The organism is Sphingomonas sp. SORGH_AS_0950, from assembly GCF_030818415.1.
Lineage (GTDB): Bacteria > Pseudomonadota > Alphaproteobacteria > Sphingomonadales > Sphingomonadaceae > Sphingomonas.
This window is the reverse complement of record NZ_JAUTAE010000001.1, coordinates 1,435,971-1,458,217: the sequence shown is the minus strand read 5'-3', so window position 1 is coordinate 1,458,217 and position 22,247 is coordinate 1,435,971. Positions and strand designations below refer to the sequence as shown.

14 protein-coding genes are annotated in these 22,247 nt (G+C 67.6%); 6 read left to right on the top strand and 8 right to left on the bottom strand.

The genetic code is table 11. The features are described 5' to 3' along the window. Window positions 1-17: 17 nt before the first annotated feature. Window positions 18-767, bottom strand: a complete 750-nt coding sequence (locus tag QE385_RS06190; RefSeq protein WP_307100080.1) for an AcvB/VirJ family lysyl-phosphatidylglycerol hydrolase — start codon at window positions 765-767, stop codon at window positions 18-20. A 190-nt stretch (window positions 768-957) separates the two neighbouring features. On the opposite strand from QE385_RS06190, the gene QE385_RS06185 reads away from it, so the two are divergent. Then, window positions 958-4,260 carry a glycosyltransferase gene (locus QE385_RS06185; protein ID WP_307100078.1) on the top strand — a complete coding sequence of 1,101 codons (3,303 nt, stop codon included), beginning with the start codon at window positions 958-960 and terminating at the stop codon, window positions 4,258-4,260. 107 nt (window positions 4,261-4,367) lie between these two features. Here the strand turns inward: QE385_RS06185 and QE385_RS06180 are convergent, their stop codons facing one another. From QE385_RS06180 to QE385_RS06170, 3 genes are all read right to left on the bottom strand, one after another. Further along, a complete protein-coding gene (locus tag QE385_RS06180) occupies window positions 4,368-5,630 on the bottom strand; it encodes a HAMP domain-containing sensor histidine kinase (RefSeq protein WP_307100076.1) in 1,263 nt (420 codons plus the stop codon). An 89-nt stretch (window positions 5,631-5,719) separates the two neighbouring features. Further along, complete coding sequence (locus QE385_RS06175; RefSeq protein ID WP_307100074.1) at window positions 5,720-6,409, bottom strand: response regulator transcription factor; 690 nt, start codon at window positions 6,407-6,409, stop codon at window positions 5,720-5,722. Next, window positions 6,378-6,806, bottom strand: coding sequence for a hypothetical protein (locus tag QE385_RS06170; RefSeq protein ID WP_307100072.1), 429 nt, complete (start codon window positions 6,804-6,806; stop codon window positions 6,378-6,380). Before QE385_RS06170 ends, QE385_RS06175 begins: the two co-directional genes overlap by 32 nt. A 388-nt stretch (window positions 6,807-7,194) precedes the next feature. On the opposite strand from QE385_RS06170, the gene mprF reads away from it, so the two are divergent. Next, window positions 7,195-9,756, top strand: a complete 2,562-nt coding sequence (mprF, locus tag QE385_RS06165; RefSeq protein WP_307100070.1) for a bifunctional lysylphosphatidylglycerol flippase/synthetase MprF — start codon at window positions 7,195-7,197, stop codon at window positions 9,754-9,756. 96 nt (window positions 9,757-9,852) lie between these two features. On the opposite strand, the gene QE385_RS06160 is transcribed toward mprF, so the two are convergent. Then, window positions 9,853-10,884 (bottom strand): N(4)-(beta-N-acetylglucosaminyl)-L-asparaginase, encoded by a 1,032-nt coding sequence (locus tag QE385_RS06160; protein WP_307100069.1) that lies wholly within the window; start codon window positions 10,882-10,884, stop codon window positions 9,853-9,855. A gap of 359 nt (window positions 10,885-11,243) precedes the next feature. Between QE385_RS06160 and QE385_RS06155 the strand changes: the two genes are divergently transcribed. Both QE385_RS06155 and QE385_RS06150 read left to right on the top strand, forming a co-directional pair. Continuing rightward, window positions 11,244-14,300, top strand: coding sequence for a TonB-dependent receptor domain-containing protein (locus QE385_RS06155; protein ID WP_307100067.1), 3,057 nt, complete (start codon window positions 11,244-11,246; stop codon window positions 14,298-14,300). Window positions 14,301-14,747: 447 nt separating this feature from the next. Continuing rightward, window positions 14,748-17,834 carry a TonB-dependent receptor domain-containing protein gene (locus QE385_RS06150; protein WP_307100064.1) on the top strand — a complete coding sequence of 1,029 codons (3,087 nt, stop codon included), beginning with the start codon at window positions 14,748-14,750 and terminating at the stop codon, window positions 17,832-17,834. Between the two features lie 166 nt (window positions 17,835-18,000). On the opposite strand, the gene QE385_RS06145 is transcribed toward QE385_RS06150, so the two are convergent. The 3 genes from QE385_RS06145 to QE385_RS06135 are packed head-to-tail and all read right to left on the bottom strand — an operon-like array spanning window position 18,001 to window position 20,464. Next, window positions 18,001-18,942, bottom strand: coding sequence for a Gfo/Idh/MocA family protein (locus tag QE385_RS06145; protein ID WP_307100062.1), 942 nt, complete (start codon window positions 18,940-18,942; stop codon window positions 18,001-18,003). 5 nt (window positions 18,943-18,947) lie between these two features. Beyond that, window positions 18,948-19,577: a 2-dehydro-3-deoxy-6-phosphogalactonate aldolase gene (locus QE385_RS06140; RefSeq protein ID WP_307100060.1), complete on the bottom strand. Its 630-nt coding sequence runs from the start codon at window positions 19,575-19,577 to the stop codon at window positions 18,948-18,950. Further along, the gene (locus QE385_RS06135) at window positions 19,574-20,464 is read right to left on the bottom strand and encodes a 2-dehydro-3-deoxygalactonokinase (protein ID WP_307104598.1); all 891 of its coding nucleotides are present in this window, start codon (window positions 20,462-20,464) and stop codon (window positions 19,574-19,576) included. Before QE385_RS06135 ends, QE385_RS06140 begins: the two co-directional genes overlap by 4 nt. A gap of 113 nt (window positions 20,465-20,577) precedes the next feature. On the opposite strand from QE385_RS06135, the gene QE385_RS06130 reads away from it, so the two are divergent. Then, complete coding sequence (locus QE385_RS06130) at window positions 20,578-21,069, top strand: GAF domain-containing protein (protein ID WP_307104596.1); 492 nt, start codon at window positions 20,578-20,580, stop codon at window positions 21,067-21,069. A 126-nt stretch (window positions 21,070-21,195) separates the two neighbouring features. Next, window positions 21,196-22,185 (top strand): RcnB family protein, encoded by a 990-nt coding sequence (locus QE385_RS06125; RefSeq protein ID WP_307100057.1) that lies wholly within the window; start codon window positions 21,196-21,198, stop codon window positions 22,183-22,185. The last annotated feature ends 62 nt before the right edge of the window (window positions 22,186-22,247 follow it).

Sequence of the window (22,247 nt, the reverse complement as noted above, 5' to 3'; positions counted from 1 at the left end):
GCGCCCTTCCTCCGTCGTTACCGCCGGGCGGCGGGGGAGGGGCCGCCGTGTACCGCTGCCAGCATGGCGGCGACCAGCTTTGCGTCATCATGGTCCAGATAATGATTGCCCGGCAGGCCGATCACCCTGGCCGGACCGCCCTTGAGCAAGGGGCACAGGCTGTCCTTTTCCTTCAGCCCGTAGATGCAGGTGAGCGGGGCCCAGTCGATCGTGCGCGCGGTGGTGATGGCATAGCTGTCCGGCTTGCCCATATAGGCGATCCCGGTCGGGTCGGAGCGGAAGAAGGCGGTCTGCCCCGGCACCACCAGCACGATCGCCGCCACCCGTGCGCGCAGATCGGCGGGCAGGTGCGCCAGCCCGGTCTGCAGCATGTCCGCGCCATAGGATTGCCCCACCAGCACCAGTCGCCGGTCGCCCGCCTCCGCCACGGCGCGGCGGACCGCGTCGGCGATGACCGTATCGACCTGTTCGCGCGTGCGGTGGACCCGGAACAGCACCGGCGAATTGATGCCGATGACCTCGATCCCCGCCGCGCTCAGGCCGCGCGCCACCACGCCCCCCATGCCATAGCGCAGCCCCATGTCGCCCGAGAGGGACAGGACCAGGATCGGCTGTGCCCGCCCCTGCGCCGGAAAGCGCATGACCGGGTCGCGTGCAAAATAATTGCCTGAATAGAGCAGGATGGCGATGCCGCCGACGAACAATGCCGCAACCCCGGCAAGGATACGCCCGCGATGGCGGCCAAGACGTGAAAGTAGAACGGACATAACCTTTCCTAAAGGGTCGGGCGGCTACTTGCCATGCATCGATGTGTCGGGGCGCGGCCGTCACATGAAAAATCTGTAATATCGCGATCACCCGCTCTATGCGCGACGTCTGCCATCGGCGGGGGGATGGAAACATGCGGGCGGCATAGGGGCACCCGCATCATATGGTAACGAACCGGGGACCGACGCAGTGACCAAGCCGATCTTCTTTGACCCGACGGGCCGTCGGGGCGCGTGGGCGCGGCGTGCGGTGGCCGTCCTGATCCTGTCGGTGATCGTTGCCGCGATCGCCTTTGCCACCACGCTGGTCGCGGTGCCCAACTCGGGCGTTCTGCCGCTGCCCTTCGCGCGGCGCCAGGCGATGACGCTGGAGCCGACCGCGCAGCTGAAGGGGCGGCGCGGCGCATGGTTGCCGCGCCGGTCGGTGGCGCAGGGGCATAGCCCGCTGACCATCGCCTTCTACACGCCCGGCAATGACTCGGCACTGGCGTCGCTCCATGCGCATATGGGGCAGATCGACTGGCTGGTGCCCAGCCTGATGAACGTCGCGGGCGCCAAGGGCGAACTGACGATCAGCAACGATCCCAAGCTCGCCACCCTGTTGTCCCGCGCCGCCCGGCCGCCCCGGCTGTTGCCGATGGTCCAGAACCTGACCGCCGACGAATGGGACGGCACGACGATCGCGCGGATCATCGCCAGCCCGGCGGCGTCCGAGAAGCTGGCGACCCGGCTCGGCCAGTCGGTGACGGCCAATCGCCAGTCGGGCCTGGTCATCGACTTCGAGAACCTGCCCGCCAGCGCCATGGCGGGCTATCCCCGGCTGCTCCAGCGGATCAAGGCGCATCTGCCCAAGGGTGCGGTGCTGGCCGTCACCGTCCCCGCCGAGGACGAGGCGTGGCAGTTGCAGCGGCTGGCGCGCGTCGTCGACCGCATCATCCTGATGGCCTATGACCAGCATTGGCAGACCGGCACCCCCGGCCCGATCGCGGCGCAGCCCTGGTTCTTGCAATCCTCCGAAAAGGCGCTGCGCGAGGTCGGCCGCGACAAGCTGATCGTCGCGCTCGGCAGCTATGCCTATGACTGGCCCGCCAAGGGCCCGGCGGAATCCAAGTCGATCGAGGAAGCCTGGCTGATCGCGCATGACAGCCAGGCGAAGGTCAGCTTCGATCCGGCCAGCGGCAATGCCGGTTTCGCCTATGACGAGAATGGCGAGCATCACACCGTCTGGATGCTCGACGCCGCGACCAGCTGGAACCAGCTCCAGGCGCTCAAGCGGCTGGGGATCGACGACATCGCCTTCTGGCAGCTGGGGTCGGAAGATCCCGGCCTGTGGGCGGATTTCGCCGCGTTCCGCAGCACGGCGCGCGGGGTCATCCCGCGGCTGGGCGCGGTCGCCTCGCCGCTGAACGTCGATGTCGAGGGGACGGGCGAGATCCTGCGCATCACCGCGCAGCCGACCGAGGGGCAGCGCGACCTGCGCTATGACAAGGACGGGGTGATCCGCAACGAGGTCTATCGCACCTATCCCACCCCCTATGTCGTCCAGCGCGCCGGTGCGCTGCCCAAGACGGTCGCGCTGACCTTCGACGACGGGCCCGATGCCGAATGGACGCCCAAGATCCTGGACGTGCTGGAGCGCGAGCATGTCCCCGCCACCTTCTTCGTCATCGGCGAGAACGCGTTGCAGCATCCCCAGCTGCTGCGTCGCATCGTCGCAGGCGGCAGCGAGCTGGGCAATCACAGCTATACCCATCCCAACATGGCGACGACGGGCGCGCGCACGATCAAGCTGGAGCTGAATGCGACCAAGCGGCTGATCCAGGCCTATACCGGCCGCTCGACCACGCTGTTCCGCGCACCCTATTTCGGCGACGCCGAGCCGACCACGGCCGACGAGATCGACCCCGCGCTGGTCGCGCAGAATCTGGGCTATACGGTCGTCGGGCTGCACGTCGATCCCAATGACTGGCAGCGTCCCGGCACCGACCAGATCGTCCAGCAGACGATCGACCAGGTGCACGGCGCGACGGCCGACAATTCGGCCAATGTCATCCTGCTGCACGATGGCGGCGGCGACCGCGAACAGACGGTCGAGGCATTGCCGCGCATCATCGATACGCTGCGCGCACAGGGCTATCGCTTCGTGGCCGCCTCACAGCTGGTCGGGGTGAGCCGCGACCAGGCGATGCCGGTGGTCGACGGCAAGGACCTGCTGGCGGTGCGCACCGACGTCGCGATCTTCGTGGTGCTGGCCTTCCTGTCCGCATCGCTCGCCTGGCTGTTCTACCTGGCGATCGCGCTGGGCATCGCACGCGCGGTGGTGATGGCGGGGCTCGCCTGGTTCCAGGGGCGCAAGTCCAAGCCGGTGCCGCCGGAATATACCCCCAGCGTCTCGGTCATCATCCCGGCCTTCAACGAGGAACGGGTGATCGCCCAGTCGGTGACCCGCGTGCTGGCCAGCGACTATCCGGGATTGCAGGTGATCGTGGTCGATGACGGGTCGAAGGACGGGACCAGCGCGGTGGTGGGCGCGGCCTTTGCCGACGAGCCGCGCGTCCAACTGCTGACCCTGCCCAATGGCGGCAAGGCGGCAGCGCTCAACCGCGCGTTGCAGGACGCGGCGGGCGAGGTGGTGATCGCGCTCGACGCCGATACCCAGTTCGAGCCGGACACCATCGCCAAGCTCGCCCGCTGGTTCGCCGACCCGAAGCTGGGCGCGGTGGCGGGCGATGCGCGGGTCGGCAACCGGGTGAACCTCGTCACCCGCTGGCAGGCGGTCGAATATATCACCGCGCAGAATCTGGAACGCCGCGCGCTGGCCGGGTTCGATGCGATGACGGTGGTGCCCGGCGCGGTGGGGGCGTGGCGGCGCGCCGCGCTCGATGCGGTGGGCGGCTATCCCGAGAATACGCTGGCCGAGGATCAGGACCTGACCATCGCGATCCAGCGGGCGGGCTGGCGCGTCACCTATGATCCGCGCGCCGTCGCCTGGACCGAGGCGCCCGAAAGCTTCAAGGCGCTGGCCAAGCAGCGTTACCGCTGGGCGTTCGGCACGCTGCAATGCCTGTGGAAGCATCGCCGCGTGATCCGCACCGGCCAGCCCGCCGGGCTCGCGCGGGTGGGCCTGCCCCAGGCCTGGCTGTTCCAGATCATCTTCGCCGCGATCTCGCCGCTGATCGACCTGGCGCTGATCCTGTCGATCATCGGCACGGCGGTGCGGGTGGCGCAGCATGGCTGGGCCCAGACCAGCACCGACGTGTTCCAGATGGCGGCCTATTGGACGGCGTTCACCGCGATCGACGTGCTGTGCGGCTGGCTCGCCTATCGGCTGGACGGCAACCGGGTGCGTTACCCCGCGCATCTGCTGGTCGCGCAGCGGCTGGTCTATCGCCAGATCATGTACTGGGTCGTGCTCCGTGCGATCAGCTCGGCGATCGGCGGGTGGATCGTCGGCTGGGGCAAGCTCGAGCGGACGGGGAATGTCGGGGCGTAAATTCCCTGACGACCACCGTTCGTGCTGAGCGAAGTCGAAGCACAGGCCACGCCGTTTGCCGTCGAGCGTGGCCTTCGACTTTGCTCAGGCTGAACGGAGGTGGTCGTTCAGGCGGAACGGGCGTCGGGCGCGAGCGTCATCCGGACCCGCAACCCCGGCGCATGATCCTCCAGCGCCAGCGTCCCGCCATGCAGATGCGCGACCGCGCTGGCGAGTGAAAGGCCCAGCCCCGCGCCGCTCTCGCTGCGCGCGGCGTCCAGCCGACCGAAGCGTTTCAGCGCCTCGTCGCGCCGCTCGGGCGGGATGCCGGGGCCGTCATCGGCGACGATCAGGACCGGGCCGGGTTCGACCCGCACCGTCACCGCGCCCGATCCGTATTTCAGCGCATTGTCGACCAGATTGGCCAGCGCCTGGCCCAGCAGCTCGCGGTGGACCAGCGCCACCAGCCGGTCGGGTGCCTCGGCCCGGATCGTCATGCCGCGATCCTCGGCCAGCGGCTCGAACATGTCGGCCACGTCGCGCGCCATGGCGGCGAGATCGGCCTCGACAAAGGCGTCGCGGCCCAGCCCCGCCTCGGCCCGGCTGATGCGCAGCGCGGTGTCGAGCATCGCGAGCAGCCGGTCGCCTTCCTCCAGCGCGCGGCCGACCGACACCCTGGCGCTTTCGTCCTGGGTCTCGGCCAGCGCGCGTTCCAGCGTGGCGCGCAACCGGGTCAGCGGCGAGCGCAGGTCGTGCGCCAGTCCGTCGGTCGCGATCTTGAGTTCGGTCATCAGCAGCGCGATCCGGTCGAGCATCGCATTGACCGCCCCCGCCAGCGCGTCGAAGGCGTCGTCGCCGCCCTTGGTGACGACCCGCCGCGACAGCTCGCCCGCCGCCACCGCATGCGCGGTCGCCACCGTATCCTCCAGCCGCCGCTCGATCATCCGTGCCGCGATCCAGGCGGCGAGCGCGGCCAGCACGATCGCCGCCGCCATGCCGACCGCCATCGCCTCTTCCATCGCGCGGGCGACACGCAGCTCGCTCTCGACGACATGTCCCGCCAGCATCCGCGATCCATCGGGCAGGCGGGTGGCGAGCACGCGCATCCGCTCGGGCTGCGAATGGCCGATGCGGAAGATCTCGATCGTCGCGGCGCCGGGGGTGGGGACGTTGGGCGGCCATTCGGCGATATTGCCGGTGACGAAGCGGCCGCGCGCATCGGTCAGCAGGATGACCGACAGCGGCACCCGGTCGGTGGTCAGCCGCCGCGCGACCGCCGCGCGCACCGCCGCCTGTCCGCCGCTGCGCCACATGCCCGCCAGTTCGTCGCTCAGGTCGCTGGCGGCGTCCTCGGCTTGGTCGGCGATCTCGCCGCGGGTCAGGTGGCGCACGGTCGCCACCATCGCGCCCGCGCCGACCAGCTGGAGCGCAAAGACCAGCAGTGCGAAGCGCAGCGTGGTCGAACGGAAGACGCCCGAGGCTATTTCTCGACCCCCAGCTTGTAACCCGACCCGCGCACCGTGTGGAGCAGCGGCCGGGCAAAGCCCTCGTCGATCTTCTTGCGCAACCGGCTGATATGCACGTCGGTGACGTTGGTGTTGGGGTCGAAATGGAAATCCCACACCCCCTCCAGCAACATGGTGCGGGTCACCACCTGGTCGACATGCTGGAGCAGATATTCGAGCAGCCGATATTCGCGCGGCTGAAGCTCGATCGGCTTGCCCGCGCGCCGGACGCGGTGGGCGAGCAGGTCCATCTCCAGGTCGTCGCACACCAGCTTGGTCTGCGGCGCGTTGCCGGTCGTGCCGCCGCGCCGGATCAGCAATCGGATGCGGGCCAGCAGCTCGGCGAAGACGAAGGGCTTGGTGAGATAATCGTCCGAGCCGGAGGTCAGCCCGGCGACCCGGTCCTCGGGCGAGGACATGGCGGACAGGATCAGGACCGGCGACTCGATCCCGGCGGCGCGGATCGCGGCCAGCACCGCCATGCCGTCCATGCCGGGCAGCATCCGGTCCAGCACGACGCAGTCATAGGTGCCGTCGGTCGCATGGAACAGGCCGTCGCGCCCATTGGCCGCATGGTCGACCAGGAATCCCTCTTCACGCAACCCGTTGGCGATATAATCCGCCGTCGAGCGATCATCTTCGATCAACAAAATCCTGTTGGCCACGCAGTCCTCCCGATCCGGTCCTTAGCAGCGTGATCGTGTGGAGGCCATGGTCGCGCATGATACGCAGCCGGAGCGGGGCTTCGGGATCGCGAAGCGCCTCGTCGCGCAGCAGCGAGAAGGAGGTGGCGGGGCGACCGTCGACCGCCACCACCGTATCCCCGACGTGCAGCGGCAAATTGTCGATCGTGCCGGGGTCGCCGTCCAGGTCGCTGCGCAGGCTGGTGACGACCAGCCCCGGCCGGTCGTCGCCCATCGGCACGAAGGTCGCGCCATAAAGCGTCGTGCCCGTCCGCATGCCCGCGCGAAGCGGCAAGTGCCCGACGAGCAGCGCCACCGCCCCCGCGCCCAGCAACGCGACCGCCGCCGCGCCCCAGCCGACGATCCGCAACCCCTTCACGACGCCCATCCGGCCGGGACGCGCCGATCCATGGCCGCAGGCGAGGCGGCATGGGCGGAGGCAGGGCGGGCGAGGCGTTTCACACCTGTCCTTCTATCGATCGCGACCTGAGGGGAGGGTGGGCGAGACGTGACGCTTCTGTCATCAAATCGCTTGTATCCACATGACACACTTGTCAGGTGGCCGAAAGGTGACAGGGGCAGGGACGGTCCTATGGCCATGGCGGGTCGCCGCGTCGTGCAGGGGTGTAGGCGGGCGATGGGTGGGTGTGCGTAGAGGATGAAAGGTTTGCGGCCATGACGGGCCATAAGGCGACGGGCGGCGATCTATGCCGTCTCGTCGTGTCGCGTTCGCCGGGGGGCGGCGCATGACGGAAGGGGCGGGGGACATGGGATGGCTCGACCGGGCGCTTGGCTATGCCAAGGCGCGGCGCGGCTATCTCGCGGTTGCGGCGGTGGTGCTGCTCGTCGCGCTGGGGCTGTCGGCGCTGCATCATCTGACCCGCCAGATCCGGCTGGCCGATGTCCGCGCGGCTTTCTACGCGATCGACCCGCACCAGATCATGCTGTCGGCGGCGCTGACCGTCGCCAGCTATATCGCCTTGACCTTTTACGACGTGATCGCGCTGCGCGTGATCGGGCGGCCGCTGCGCTGGCGGACGGCGGCGATGGCGTCCTTCACCAGCTATACGCTCAGCCACAATCTGGGGCTGGCGCTGCTGACCGGCGGGTCGGCGCGCTACCGCGTCTATGCGGCCGCCGGGCTGGACGGTCCCGACATCGCACGCGTCATCGCGATCGCCAGCGCGACCTTCTGGTTCGGGGTGTTCAGCGTCACCGGGCTGGGGCTGCTATTCCATGAAGGGCCGGTCACGCTCGACGCGCTGGTGCTGGGGCAGAGCGCGGTCCGCTGGGTCGGCGCGGCGGTGGTGGCGGGGGCGCTGGCGCTGATCCTGCTCTGCGCATTGCGGCCAGGCAAGCGGGTCGGCTGGCGCGCCTGGAGCGTGCCGCTGCCCACGACGGGGCAGGCGCTGGCGCAGATCGGCATCGCCTCGCTCGACCTGCTTTGCGCCAGTGCGGCGCTGTTCGTCCTGTTGCCGGGCGCCTCGCCCGAGCTGCTGCCCGCCTTCGTGCTCGCCTATGCGCTGGCGATCATCGTCGCGCTGGTCAGCCATGTGCCCGGCGGGATCGGCGTGTTCGAGGCGGTGGTGCTGGCGACGGTGCCGGTCGACCGGACCGAGCTGTTCGCCGCGCTGATCGCGTACCGCGTCCTTTACTACCTGCTGCCGCTGGGCCTGGGCATCGCGCTGCTCGCCTGGGACGAGGCGCGGCGGCGTCCGATCAAGGCGTTGCGCGATATTCGCCGCGTCCTGCTGGGCGTGGCCCCGACGCTGCTCAGCGCGGCCTGTTTCGGGGGCGGGGCGATCCTGCTGCTGTCGGGATCATTGCCCGCCATTCCGCAGCGGGTCCATCACCTCGTCCATATCCTGCCGCTGCCCTTTATCGAGGCGTCGCATTTCGCCGCCAGCCTGGTCGGCACCGGGCTGCTGCTGCTGGCGCCGGGGCTGTACCGGCGGCTGGACGGGGCGAGCCTGGCGGCGCGTGCGCTGCTGGTCGCGGGCGCGGTCTTCTCGCTGGCCAAGGGCATCGATTACGAGGAGGCGGCGGTCTGCCTCTCCATCGCGCTGCTGCTCCAGATGAGCCGCCGCGCCTTTTACCGGCGTACCTCGCTGGTCGCGCGGCCGCTGTCGCCCGCCTGGCTGTTCAGCGTCGCGGTGGTGATCGTCGGGACGGGATGGATCGGCTTCTTCGCCTATAAGCATGTCGATTATCAGGAATCGCTGTGGTGGCGGTTCGCGCTGTCCGACGATGCCTCGCGTTTCCTGCGCGCCGCGCTGGGCGTGGCGGTGATGCTGGCCGGGGCGGGGTTGTGGCGGCTGTTCCTTGCCGCGCCGCCGGGGGAGACCGACCACCCCGCGATGGACCGGGTGCTGGCGATCGTCGGACAGGCCGAGCGGACCGACGCCGCACTGGCGCTGCTCGGCGACAAGCGCTTCCTGTTCTCGCCCGAGGGCGATGCCTTCGTGATGTATCAGGTGCGCGGGACCAGCTGGATCGCGATGGGTGATCCGGTCGGGCCGCGCGCCGCCTGGGCCGATTTGCTGTGGCAGCTGCGGACCATGGCCGACGCCGCGCAAGGCCGGTTGATGCTGTATCAGATCACCCCCGACGCGCTGGAGATCGCGATCGAGATGGGGCTCCAGATCATCAAATATGGCGAGGAGGCGCTGATCGACCTGGGGCCTTTCGCGCTGGAGGGCGGGCGGATGCGCGGGCTTCGCCAGACGCTCAACCGTTTCCGCACGCGCGAGAATGCCAGCTTCGCGATCCTGCCCGCCGCCGAGGTGCCGGCGATCCTGCCCGAATTGCGCGCGGTGTCCGACGACTGGCTGATGGCCAAGGGGCATGGCGAGAAGGGGTTCAGCCTGGGCCGCTTCGACCCGGCCTATCTGGCGATGACCGATTGCGCGCTGGTGCGGGTGGAGGGGCGGATCGTCGCCTTCGCCAATTTGTGGAAGGCGGGGGATCGGCGCGAGCTGTCGGTCGACCTGATGCGCCATGTCGAGGACGCGCCGGGCGGGGTGATGGACTATCTGTTCGTCGAGCTGATGCTGTGGGGCCAGGCGCAGGGCTATGGTCGCTTCGCGCTGGGCCTGGCGCCGCTATCCGGGGTCGGCGGGCGGCGTATGGCCCCGACCTGGGCAAAGCTGGCCTCGCTGGTGTTCCGGCATGGCGAGCGTTTCTACGGCTTTCGCGGCCTTCGCGCCTATAAGGAGAAGTTCCAGCCCGAATGGGCGCCGCGCTATATTGCGGGGCCGCGCGGGCTGGGGCTGGTCAAGGCGCTGCGCGACCTGAACGCGCTGATCGCCGATGGCGGGGAGCAAGGCTGAATTGCTCCCCCGCAAGGGGAGGGGTGTCGCTCTCTCGATAGCGGGACACCCCTTCGTCGCGCTACGCGTGCCACCTCCCCTGACAGGGGAGGTGGGTTATGCCTTGAACAGCGACGGGGCCTTTTCCACCCGCGTCTTTCCGGCGGCGTCCGTCACCGCATAGGTAAAGCCCGGCAACAGGCAGAAGGCGCCGATCCGCCCCGCCGTGTCCATCGCCAGGAAGCCGACCTGCACCCCCTTGATCGCATCGCCGCGCAGGGCGGCGATATGCTTGGCGGCTTCCTCGCAGGCCGCCTGCGGGCTCAGCCCATGGCGCATCGAGGCGACGACGCGCGCGGTGCCGACGGTGCGGGTCACTTCCTCGCCCAGCCCCGTGGACGTCGCGCCGCCGATCCCGCGCTCGACATAGAGGCCCGAGCCGACCTGCGGCGAATCGCCCACGCGCCCGCGCATCTTGAACGCCATGCCCGAGGTCGTGCAGGCGCCCGCCATCCGCCCGCTCGCATCGCGTGCCAGCATCCCGATCGTGTCATGGTCCAGCGCGCCGCCCGGCGTGCCGGGGCGGCCCGCGCCATAGGTGCCGGTCTCGCTATTGGCGACGGGCTTATAGTTTTGCGTCTTCAGCCATTCGCGCCACGCCTTCTCCGCCTCGGGCGTCAGCAGGTTGGTACGCGGGAAGCCCCGATCGCGCGCGAAGCGGGTCGCGCCCTCGCCGACCAGGAAGGTGTGCGGCGTATGCTCCATCACCGCGCGCGCGACCGAGATGGCATGGACCGTATCCTCCAGCGCGGCGACCGCGCCGACGCCGCCCGCATCGTCCATGATGACCGCATCGAGCGTGACATGGCCGTCGCGGTCCGGGTAACCGCCATAGCCGACCGAATGGTTGTTCGGATCGGCCTCGGGCACCTTCACCCCAGCCTCGACCATGTCGATCAGCGATCCGCCCGCCCGCCCGGCGGCAAAGGCCGCGTCATTGGCCGGTGCGCCGAAATCCCAGGTCGACACGATCGTCGCGCGCGGCCCGGCGGCCTGCGCAAAGGCGCGGGCGGGCGCGGCGGCCAGTCCCGTACCGATCCCCGCCAGCGTGGCGATCCCACCCAGAAAACCCCGTCGACCTTCTTTCATCACGCGTGCTCCCCCCGCCCGCGATCGCCGGGCGTTTCGTCGCCCGATTGTGCGCGGCCCCGCGCGGAGCCGCAAGCCTGCAAACCGATATAACACCAATTGTCCGCCCCGGCGTGACCGTCGCGATCACCCGGTGGGCGAGTCGGAGGCATGCGGCCGTCAGGGACCGCCGGGGAATATGGCGGTGCCGTCATGCAAAGGTTTCAAATCGTTAATAATTGTGTCTTTCCGGTTACAGTTTCAGGCCAATGCCATCCTTGGGGGCATAAAGGTATGGTTTAGGTATTGACCAAATTCTTCAAAATGTTTGTCTTTCTCCCGCGCCCGACAAAATCAGCCTTGGGCCTTAGGGGAGACGTATGAGAATCCAGCAGTCCGCATCATGGTTGGCCCTCTCGGCCGCGTCGATGATGCTCGCCGCGCCCGCCATCGCGCAGCAGACCGGAACAACCGGTGCTCAGGCGGACGCGCCGCAGACCGGCGCCGACCAGAATCCGGGCGATCTGAGCGCGAATGCCGCCGCCACCCGCTCGGCCGCGATCACCGGCACCCCGCAGGCCAGCCCGGGCGGCGGCGACGTCGTCGTGACCGGCACGCGCATCACCCGTCCCAACCTCGCCTCCGCCGCGCCGATCACCTCGGTCACGCGCCAGGACATCCAGGCCCAGGCCGCGGTCAATGTCGAGGACGTGCTCAACCGTCTGCCGCAGGTCGCGCCGGACAGCCAGCAGACCTATAACGACTCCGACGGTCGCCAGCGCATCAAGCTGCGCACCCTGGGCTTCGAGCGCACGCTGGTCCTGATCGACGGCAAGCGGCTGGGCACCCAGAACGGCCAGGACGTCGGCATCATCCCGACCTCGCTGTTGCAGCGCGTCGACGTGCTGACCGGCGGCGCCTCGTCGGTCTATGGCTCGGACGCGGTCGCGGGCGTCGTCAACTTCGTCCTGCGCAAGGATTTCGAGGGCGTTCAGCTCGACGCCAACTATAATTTCTTCAACCATTACAACAAGGACACGATCGTGTCGCCGCTGGCGCGCGCCGCCGGCTTCGGCAGCGCGCGGGGCCTGACCAATGACGGCGGCCGTGCCGACCTGACGCTGACGGCGGGCACCAAGCTGTTCGACGACAAGCTGCACGTCAGCGGCTTCGTCAACTATCGCCAGACCAACGAGATCGCGCTGACCTCGCGCTCGAACGCGGGCTGCTATCTCACCCAGTTGCAGCTCAACGGCCCGCTGTCGTGCGGCCTGACGCCCAGCAGCTCGACCAGCGGCCTCATCACGCCCCAGTCGGGTCCGAATGCGGGCGCGCAATATGTCAACAATCCGGACGGAACGCGCACCTTCGTGCCGTTCGGCGCGGGGCAGGGCAATGCGTCCAACTATTTCAGCGGCTATGCCTATCAGCGCCCCTCGGAGCGCGTGAATGCGGGCGGCTTCGCCACGCTGGACCTGGCGCCGGAAGCCGAGCTCTATGCCTCGGGCATCTGGTTCCGCGACAAGTCGTACACCAACTATCCGACGATCGCGAGCGGCACCGTCAACGTCAACTGCAACAACCCCTATCTGTCGGGGACGCAGGCGACCGCGATCGGATGCGCCACTGGCGTGACCAGCGTGCCCGTCACGCTCGCCTATCGCCTGGGCGAGAATAACGATCGGCCCGACACCTTCATCAACACCGGCGTCCGCCTGACCGGCGGCGTCCGCGGCAAGGTGGGCGACGCCTGGACCTATGATGTCGGCGGCGTCTATGCCCGCAACCATCAGGACTATACGCCCAGCTTCCGCGTTCCCGGCACGCTGCAGAATGCGGTGAATGTCGGCGGCACGGCGGCCAACCCGGTCTGCGCCAGCGGTGCGGCGGGCTGCGTGCCCTTCGACATCTTCAGCGCGGGCAACAACAACCCGGCGCTGATCAACTATCTGTTCGGCACCGGCACGTCGGAAACCACCGGCACGCTGTACGACGTCCAGGCCAATGTCACCGGCGACCTCGGCAAGTACGGCATCACCTCGCCCTTCGCCGAACAGGGTCTGGCGATCGCGCTGGGCACCGAATATCGCAAGGACACGCTGACCTCGCGCGCCGACAGCGCCTATCGCGCCGCGCTGGGCGGCACCGACACGAACCTCAGCCAGGATGTGGTCGAGGCCAATATCGAGGTCCAGGCCCCGCTGATCGAGCACAAGCCCTTTGCCGAGCTGGTGCAGGTCAATGGCGGCTACCGCGTCTCGAAGTACAGCAGCAATCCCAAGGCGTTCAACACCTGGAAGATCGAGGGCGTCTATGCCCCGGTCAGCGACCTGACCTTCCGCGCCTCGTTCAACAAGGCGCAGCGCGCGCCGACCGTGGTCGAGATCCGCCAGGCGAGCAATGTCGAGTTCGTGGGCGGCGGATCGGGCACCTTCACCGACTTCTGCGCCCCGACCGTGACCACCGGCGCCAATGGCGTCACCTATGGCGCGCCGATCGCATCGCGTGAGGTCTGCCGCGCCACCGGCCTGTCGGACGCGCTGTACGGCAGCCGCGACCTGTTGTGCAGCAACGGCACCACGCCCAACGGCAGCAGCGCCTGCGCGGTGCGTTCGGGCGGCTTCACCGCCGATCCGGAAACCGCCTATACCCAGACCTATGGCCTGGTCGTGAAGCCGCGCTTCATCAAGGGGCTGGTCTTCTCGGTCGATCGCTATCGCATCAAGATCGACAACTCGCTCGGCTATAACGACTACAGCTATTACACCGATGGCTGTCTGCGTTCGGGCGGCGACCAGTTCTTCTGCCAGGGTATCGTCCGCAACGCGACCACCGGCCAGCTGTTCAACGGCGGCTATATCCGCCAGGGCACGACCAACTATTACACCTCGATCGCGCAGGGCTGGGACTTCCAGGCGCAATATGCGCTGACCCTGGAATCGATCGGCCGTCTGGACTTCGGCTTCAACGGCTCGCTGACCACCGCCGCCGGTGGCCAGGACTCGCCGCTTCAGCCCGAGCGCAACTGTGCGGGCTATTACGGCAATGGCTGCGGCCAGCTGATCCCGAAGTGGAGCCATGGCCTGCGCACGACCTACACCACGGTCGACAAGAAGTTCAGCGCATCGCTCAACTGGCGCTATGTCGGCTCGCTGACCAACGCCAACAATTCGGGCGACTCCGCGATCGGCGGCACGCCGGAGCGGGCGCTGACCAACTATTACCGCGTCGCGCCGCAGAATTATTTCGACCTGGCGCTCAACTTCGCGATCGCCAAGCAGTTCTCGCTGCGCCTGATCGCGAACAACCTGTTCGACAAGTCCGCGCCGATCGTGCCGGATTCGTACAATATCAGCCTGGCGCGGACCAACACCATCCCGCAGCGTTACGACACGCTGGGTCGCAACATCGCGATCGGGACGACGATCAACTTCTGATCCACGCCCCCGGCGGAGTGCCCCGGCACTGCGCCGATCCCCGAATGGAAAAGGCCGGTCGTCCCTGCGGACGATCGGCCTTTTTTGCAGGCGATCTACGGCCAATATATCTCATATTGGTACTATATTGAGTTCAACAGGTACTAAAAAATAGAGGGGCGGGTTTTCGATCGAGCAACCATCTCGCAGGTCGCTGCGACTGATATTAAGTCACTGATAATCAAACGCAAATTCGGTGCTGTTCGTTTAACCTGTGGTTTAATCGTTTGTTTTCAAAGCCTTATTTGCCATGATTTTTTGTTGCGGAATTGCAACAAGCGTTGGCGAAACGCCATAAGATTATAAATCGGTATTCCTAGGTTATTGACCGAATGCCCCTGGCTGTACTGTTTTAGTAACGCGCCGATTTAAGCGAAAACGCTCTCGGCGAAAAAAGGGGGTAACCGAATGAAGCTGCTTCACCCGATATCCTGGCTCGCTCTGTCAGCCAGCACCATGCTGATCGCCGTACCGGCGCTGGCTCAGCAGACCGATCCGACCGCACAGGCAAATCCCGACGAAGCCGCGTCGTCCAGCGCCAAAGCCGCGCAAACCCGCGTGGCGGCGATCACCGGCACGCCGCAGGCGTCGAACGATGGCGACGTCATCGTGACGGGCACCCGCATCGCTCGTCCGAATCTTGCCTCGGCCTCGCCGATCACCTCGGTCACCGCGCAGGATATCCAGGCGCAGGCACCGCTGAACGTCGAAGAGGTTCTGAACCGCCTGCCGCAGATCGCGCCCGACGCGCAGCAGAATTATCAGGATTCCGACGGTCGCCAGCGGATCAAGCTGCGCAGCCTGGGCTTCGAGCGGACGTTGGTGCTGCTTGACGGCAAGCGGCTGGGCACGATGAACGGGCAGGACACGGGCATCATCCCTGCCTCGCTGCTCCAGCGCGTCGACATCCTGTCGGGCGGCGCGTCGTCGGTCTATGGTTCGGACGCCGTGTCGGGCGTCGTGAACTTCATCCTGCGCAAGGATTTCGACGGTCTTCGGGTCGACGCGAACTACAACTTCTACAATCACCTGAACAAGAGCAACATCGTCACGCCGCTGGCGCGTGGCGTGGGCTTCAGCACCCCTCTCGGCCTGACCAATGACGGCGGCCGAGCCGATGTCACGTTGACCGCAGGCAAGAAGCTGCTCGACGATCGACTGAAGGTCTCTGCATTCGTCAACTATCGCACCGCCGAATTGGTTCGCACCGGCGATCGCTCGATCGCGGCGTGCCCGCTCGCGCAGACCAGCAAGGACGGCCCGCTGAGTTGTTCGCCGGTGTCGACCTATTCGCCCGCCGGCTATATCTCGCCGCGTTCGGGGCCGAACTCCGGGACCGCCTATGTCAACAATCCGGACGGGACGCGCAGCTTCGTCTCCTATGGGCCACGCCCGGGCGTCGCGGCTAACCCCTATGACGACTATTCCTTCCAGCGTCAGAGCGAGCGTTATACCGCGGGCGGCTTCCTGAGCTTCCAGATCGCGCCGGAATTCGAATTGTATGGCGACGCCATCTGGTTCCGCGACAAGTCGATCAACCCCAGCCCGCTGCGCGTCTACAGCTATACCGTCTATGGTTCGACGCCCTATCAGGTGAACTGCAACAACCCATTCCTGTCGGCGGGGCAGGCGGGTGCGCTGGGCTGCGCTTCGGGCGCGACCAATTCGGTCCCGCTAGAGGTTCGCTATCGTTTCAACGGACAGCCCTATCTGGTCGATACCTATATCAACCAGGGCATCCGGGCGACCGGCGGCCTGCGCGGTAAGGTGGGCGATGCCTGGACCTACGATATCGGCGGCGTCTACGCGCGCAACCAGCAGGATCTGCGCAACTCGCCCTTCGCCGATCCCGACCGGGTCAATCGCTCGCTGAACGTGGTCAACGTCAATGGCACGCCGACCTGCGTGTCGAACCTGAACGGCGGCGACAGCGCCTGCGTCCCCTTCGATGCCTTCCGCGCCGGAACCGGCAACAGCGCGCTGACCAACTATCTGTTCAACGGGCCGGGTAGCCAGAGCGGCGTCAATGGCCAGGTCGGCATCCTGTACGACGTCATCAGCACGGTGACCGGCGACCTGACCAAATATGGCATCAAGACGCCTTGGGCCAATGACGGCCTCGCCATTTCGCTGGGTGCCGAGTACCGCAAGGATCGCCTGATCTCGACCGCCAACGACGTCTATATCAGCCAGAATGGCGACAGCCGCAGCGACCTGCGTCAGGACGTCTGGGAATCGAACATCGAGCTCCAGGCGCCGCTGATCCAGGACAAGCCGTTTGCGCATCTGCTGCAGACCAATGGCGGCTTCCGCGTCTCCAAGTACAGCTCGAATCCCAAGACCTTCTCGACTTGGAAGATCGAGGGCATCTATGCGCCGGTGTCGGACCTGACCTTTCGTGCCTCGTACAACAAGGCGCAGCGCGCGCCGACCGTGAACGAGATCCAGCAGGCGACGGCGATCCGCTATGGTCGGAACAGCACGCTGACCGACTTCTGCGCTCCCGTGCAGCGTACGCAGGCCGATGGTACGGTCACGACCGCTCCGCTCGCCTCGCGCGATCTGTGCCGCAAGACCGGCCTGGCCGATAACCTGTACGGCAGCACGTCGCTGCTCTGCCCGACCGAGGGCTGCACGGTGCGCACCGGCGGCTATACGGCGGACCCGGAGACGGCCTACACGCTGACCTATGGCCTGATCGTGAAGCCCAGCTTCGTGCCCGGCCTGGTCTTCTCGGTCGATCGCTATCAGATCCGCATCGTCAACTCGCTGAGCTACAACGGCGCGGACTACTTCCTGAACGGCTGTCTGGCGTCCAATGGCGACCCCTATTTCTGTCAGGGGATCGTGCGCGATCCGACGACCGGATCGATCGGCAATGCGCCTGCCAACAACCCGACCAGCGGCTTCATCCGTCAGGGTACGACGAACTTCTATCGTTCGCTGGCCTATGGTTGGGATTTCCAGGGCCAGTACACGCTGGGCCTTGGCGGGGCGGGGCGCCTCGACTGGAACTTCAACGGCTCACTCACCACGCTGGCCGGTGGCCAGGACTCGCCGTTGCGCAGCCAGTATAACTGTGCGGGCTATTTCTCGAACGGCATCGCCTGCGGCCAGCTGGTCCCGAAGTGGGTGCACGGCCTGCGCACCACCTGGACGACGGCGGACAACACGTTCAACGCCTCGTTCAACTGGCGCTATACGGGATCGCTCACCACGGCCTATAATTCGGGCAATGCGGATATCGGCGGGACCGCCGCCAATTTCCGCAACACCTATGCCCGGATCGCGCCGCAGAGCTATTTCGACCTGGCCCTGACCTGGAATATCGCGCGGCAGTTCGCGTTCCGCATCATCGCGAACAACCTGTTCGACAAGAACCCGCCGATCATTCCGAACTCGTACACCGTGGCCCTGTCGCGTGCGAACACCGCGCCGCAGCGTTACGATGCACTCGGTCGCCAGATCTCGATCGGGACGACCATCAACTTCTGATGACAGGGGCGGGGTGCTTCGGCATCCCGCCTTCGCCTAAAGGAAAAAGGCCGACCGCCCGATGGGGCAGTCGGCCTTTTTCATGTCACTCCCCGACCGCTCCCGTCGAGTGAAGTCGGGACGCTGTTCCTGCTTCGACCTCGCTCAGGCTGAACCGAGGTTCGGTTTACTCCACGAAATCCTCAACCTCGCGCCGCTTGCCGCGCATGAAGGCGTCGGCGACGTGGCGCAGCGGGGCGATGTCGACGTCCGAGCGGCCGCCCTTCACCAGTTCGGCGAAGCGGGCATAGAGCCCCGGATATTCGCCGTGCAGCCCCTCTTCGCGATGCGGGGTCGAACCGTCGGGCAGGGTCAGCACCGCGCCGCCCTCGGCCAGCCTGAGCGTGCCGTCGGTCGTCTCGACGACGATGTCCCAGCTTTGATGCCCCTCCTGCCGCCAGTCCAGGTCGAGCGTGACCGGCGTGCCGTCGGTCGTGCGAAACGCCACGTCGGCGGCGATCGGCGCGTCGCGATTGGCGGGGAAGTCCAGCGTCGCGCGTTCGATGAAGAAGGGCTGGGGCATGATGTGCGTCGCGATCGACAGCGCGTTGATGCCCGGATCGAACACGCCGAAGCCGCCCGCTTCCCAGATCCAGGCCTGGCCCGGATGCCATTGCCGCACATCCTCGCGCCAGGTGATCGCGGCCGACGTGACCTTGCGGGCGGACAGCCATTCGCGCGCGGGCTCGACCCCCAATGCGTAGCGGGAATGCCAGCTGGCGAACAGCGTCACGCCCGCCTTGGCCGCCAGCTCCTCCAGCACCGCCACCTCGGCCAGTGTCGCGCCCGGCGGCTTTTCGAGGAAGACGTGCCAGTTGTTCTCCAGCGCGGCGGCGGCGATGGCGTGGCGGACCTGCGGCGGGGTGCACAGCGCCACCGCATCGACCGTCACGTCGCTTTGCGCGAGTTCCGCGATGTCGTGGAAATGCGGCACGCCGTCGACCCCATTGGGCGAGCGGCTGACGGTGGCGACCAGTTCGAAGGCCGGATTGCCCGCAATGGCGGGGACATGCTGGTCATGGGCGATCTTGCCCATGCCGACCAGCGCGAGGCGGATCGTGTCGGTCATCGGTATCAGCGTGCCTTTTCGACATAAGCGCGCGCCGACACGGCGACATCCGCCGCCGGCTTGCCCGCGCGATAGAGGTTGGAGCCCAGGCCGAAGCCGTCCGCGCCATGCGCGCGCCATTCGGCCATGTTGTCGGGCGTGATCCCGCCGACCGCCAGCACCGCGACCTCGCGCGGCAGGACGGCGCGCTGCGCCTTCAGGAAAGTCGGCGAAGCGCCCTCGGCCGGGAACAGCTTCAGGCCGTGCGCGCCCGCCTTCAGGGCGGCAAAGGCCTCGGACGGGGTGAAATAGCCGGGCAGCGAGATCAGCCCTTCCGCCACGCTGTGCGCGATGACTTGCGTGTCGGTGTTGGGCGAGACGATCAGCGTGCCGCCCGCCGCCTTCACCCGGTCGACCTGCTCGGTGGTCAGCACGGTGCCCGCGCCCACGATCGCCTTGTTTCCGACATGCGCCGCGATGGCGGCGATGCTGTCATAGGGCTGGGGCGAGTTCAGCGGCACCTCGATCAGCGTGAATCCCGCTTCGACCAGTGCGTCGGCGACGGGGATCGCCTCGTCCGGGGTCAGGCCGCGCAGGATTGCGACGAGCGGGCAGGCGGCAAAGGCGGTGGCGAACCGTGCGGCGGGGTCGGTCATGACAAATGCTCCCGAATGGCGTGAAGTCCGGCGAGGAAACCGGCATGGCTGTCGTGCGCGACGACGGTGCCGCCCCGCGCCGCGATCCCGATGGTGTAGAGGTCGGCGAGCAGGCCGCTGGACAGAAGGTGGACGGTGCGCCCCGCCATGTCCGGCACCGCGCCGATGTCGCTGCCGATCAGCAGTCCGCTGGCATAGGCCGCCGCGTCCTCGGGCGCGATCCGGCCGAGCAGGACCGAGGCGCGCACCCCGAACAGCGCCGCCGTCAGGTCGCACGCGCCGAAGCCACGCGCCAGGCCGTCGCGAAAGGCGGGGCCGTCCGCCACGGGCCCATCGAGCATCCCCGCCAATATGCCATGCCCCTTGACCAGCGCGAACAGCTCGCCGGTCATGGTGGTGGCGAAGTCGGTGATCCGGCCGTCCCGGGTATGCACCCATTTGTTGTGCGTTCCCGGCTGCGCGAACAGCGCGTCGGCGGGGGCGAGCCCGGCGGCGATCGCGCCCAGCACCTGCACCTCCTCGCCCCGCATCACGTCGGCGCGGGTCGCGGTCAGCAGCGAGATGCCGGGGACGATGGTGACGTCCTGTTCGGCGATGCGGGTCGCCGCACCGGCCAGCATCGCCAGATCCGCCGGGGCGGGGACATAGGCCGCCTCGCGCCAGCCGCGCGTCGACCCGACCATCCCCGCCGCGACGATCGGCAGCTTGCCGAACCGCGTCCGGATCGCGGCGATCTCATCGGGATAGGCATCCGGCTGCATCGACAACACGCCGCGATCGTCGCGCACCGTGTCCAGCATCGTGCCGTCATCGGCCAGGATATAGAGGCGGCGGTTGGTGGTGCCCCAGTCGATCGCGATATAGGCGGGCGTCACGTCTGATGGCACGGTGGGCACGGCCTCTCCTTATCTTGTTGTGCGATTTGTAGGACAATAAAATGCCCGGCGCAAGCTGGTCGGCGGGGGATGACGTCGCGCCCGCACCCGCCTACATTCGGGATATGTACCAATTCGATATCGCCGCCGGATCCAAGGCGGAGCTTTACCGCGACCTCCATGCCGCGCTCGACGCGCTGACCGCCGGAGAGGCGGATACGGTCGCCAACATGGCCAATGCCTCGGCGTTGATCTGGCAATATCTGCCCGATCTCAACTGGGCCGGTTTCTACCGCATGGTGGGTGGCGAGCTGGTGCTCGGCCCGTTTCAGGGCAAGGCGGCGTGCATCCGGATCCCGGTGGGCAAGGGCGTGTGCGGTGCCGCGGTCGCGACCCGCGAGACGCAGCGGGTGGACGATGTCCATGCCTTTCCGGGCCATATTGCCTGCGACGCGGCCAGCCGGTCGGAACTGGTCGTCCCGGTCCTGCATGACGGCCGGGTGATCGGTGTCCTCGATCTCGACAGCCCCGAGCCCAGCCGTTTCGATGCCGAGGATCAGGCGGGGTGCGAGGCGCTGGTGACGCTGCTCGCGCCGCGACTGGCGGCGGCCGACTGACCCGGCTGATCCGATTCGGGACGCGGGGCGGCGCTATCGGCGAGGGTGGCGCGCTGGTATCAAAGCGTGTTTCGGCAAAGGCGTTTAGGGGACGTCCTTCGCATTGATACAGGGGAATTTTACGCCATGCGCACCACCTCGCCTCTGATCGCCCTTACGCTGGCCCTGGCGTTCGGCGCGCCGGTCGCGGCGCAGGGGCCCGGCCGGGCCGGGGCCAGCTATCCGCGCCCCGGCCTCGACGCCGCGTCCGGGCCGGTGGCGGCCCCGATCGTCTCGACCAGCACGGTCGGCGTGCCGCCGGTCCGCCCGGATCGCTGGGGCAGCAAGGTGGGCGGACGCTGGTGGGGCGGGGCCAATGCGCCCGGCGGCTGGCCCGCCTATCGTCGGCCGGTGCGCGGGATGGTCGTGCCGGGCTATTGGAACAGCCCGCGTTTCGGCGTGTCCGACTGGGCGGTCTATCGCCTGCCGCAGCCGCCGGTCGGTTATCGCTGGACACGTTACTATGACGACGCGGTCCTGATCGATCCGCGCGGGGCGGTCTATGACAGCGTCCATGACGTCGATTGGGACGGAGCGGGGCGGGCGGGCCATGCCGGTGGCTATCCGCCGCCGCCCCCGCCGGTTCGGCGTGACGACGGGCTGGGCGGCGCGGCGATCGGCGCGGTCGCCGGGGGTGTCGCGGGCAATCTGGTGGCGGGGCGCGGCGACCGGCTGGGCGGGACGCTGATCGGCGCGGGCGTCGGCGCGGTGGCGGGCTATGCCATCGACCGGGCAGAGGATCGGCGGCGTCGGATGCCGCCGGGCCATGACGATTACGGCGCACCGGATTATGGCTATCCCGGCGACTATCCGCCCCCGCCGCCTCCACCGCCGGCCATGGGGCGGCGCATCGTGACGCGGGACGGGACCACCGTGACCACCACGACGACCGTCGGCACGCTCGCCGAAGGCCAGCCAGCTTATTATGATAGCGGCTATTATTATCCCGCTCCCACAGTGACAACGATTGTGGTACAGGGGGCACCTGTTACCACGACAACGACGACCACCACGACCGAAGTCGTGCGCCAGGCCCCGCGCCGGGCGCGGATACGGAGCAAGCTGGTCCGTCGCTGAAGCCTTCCCCCAGGGGGGATTTTCGACCCGAGAGACGCCGGGTCGATAATCGGGATGCCGCT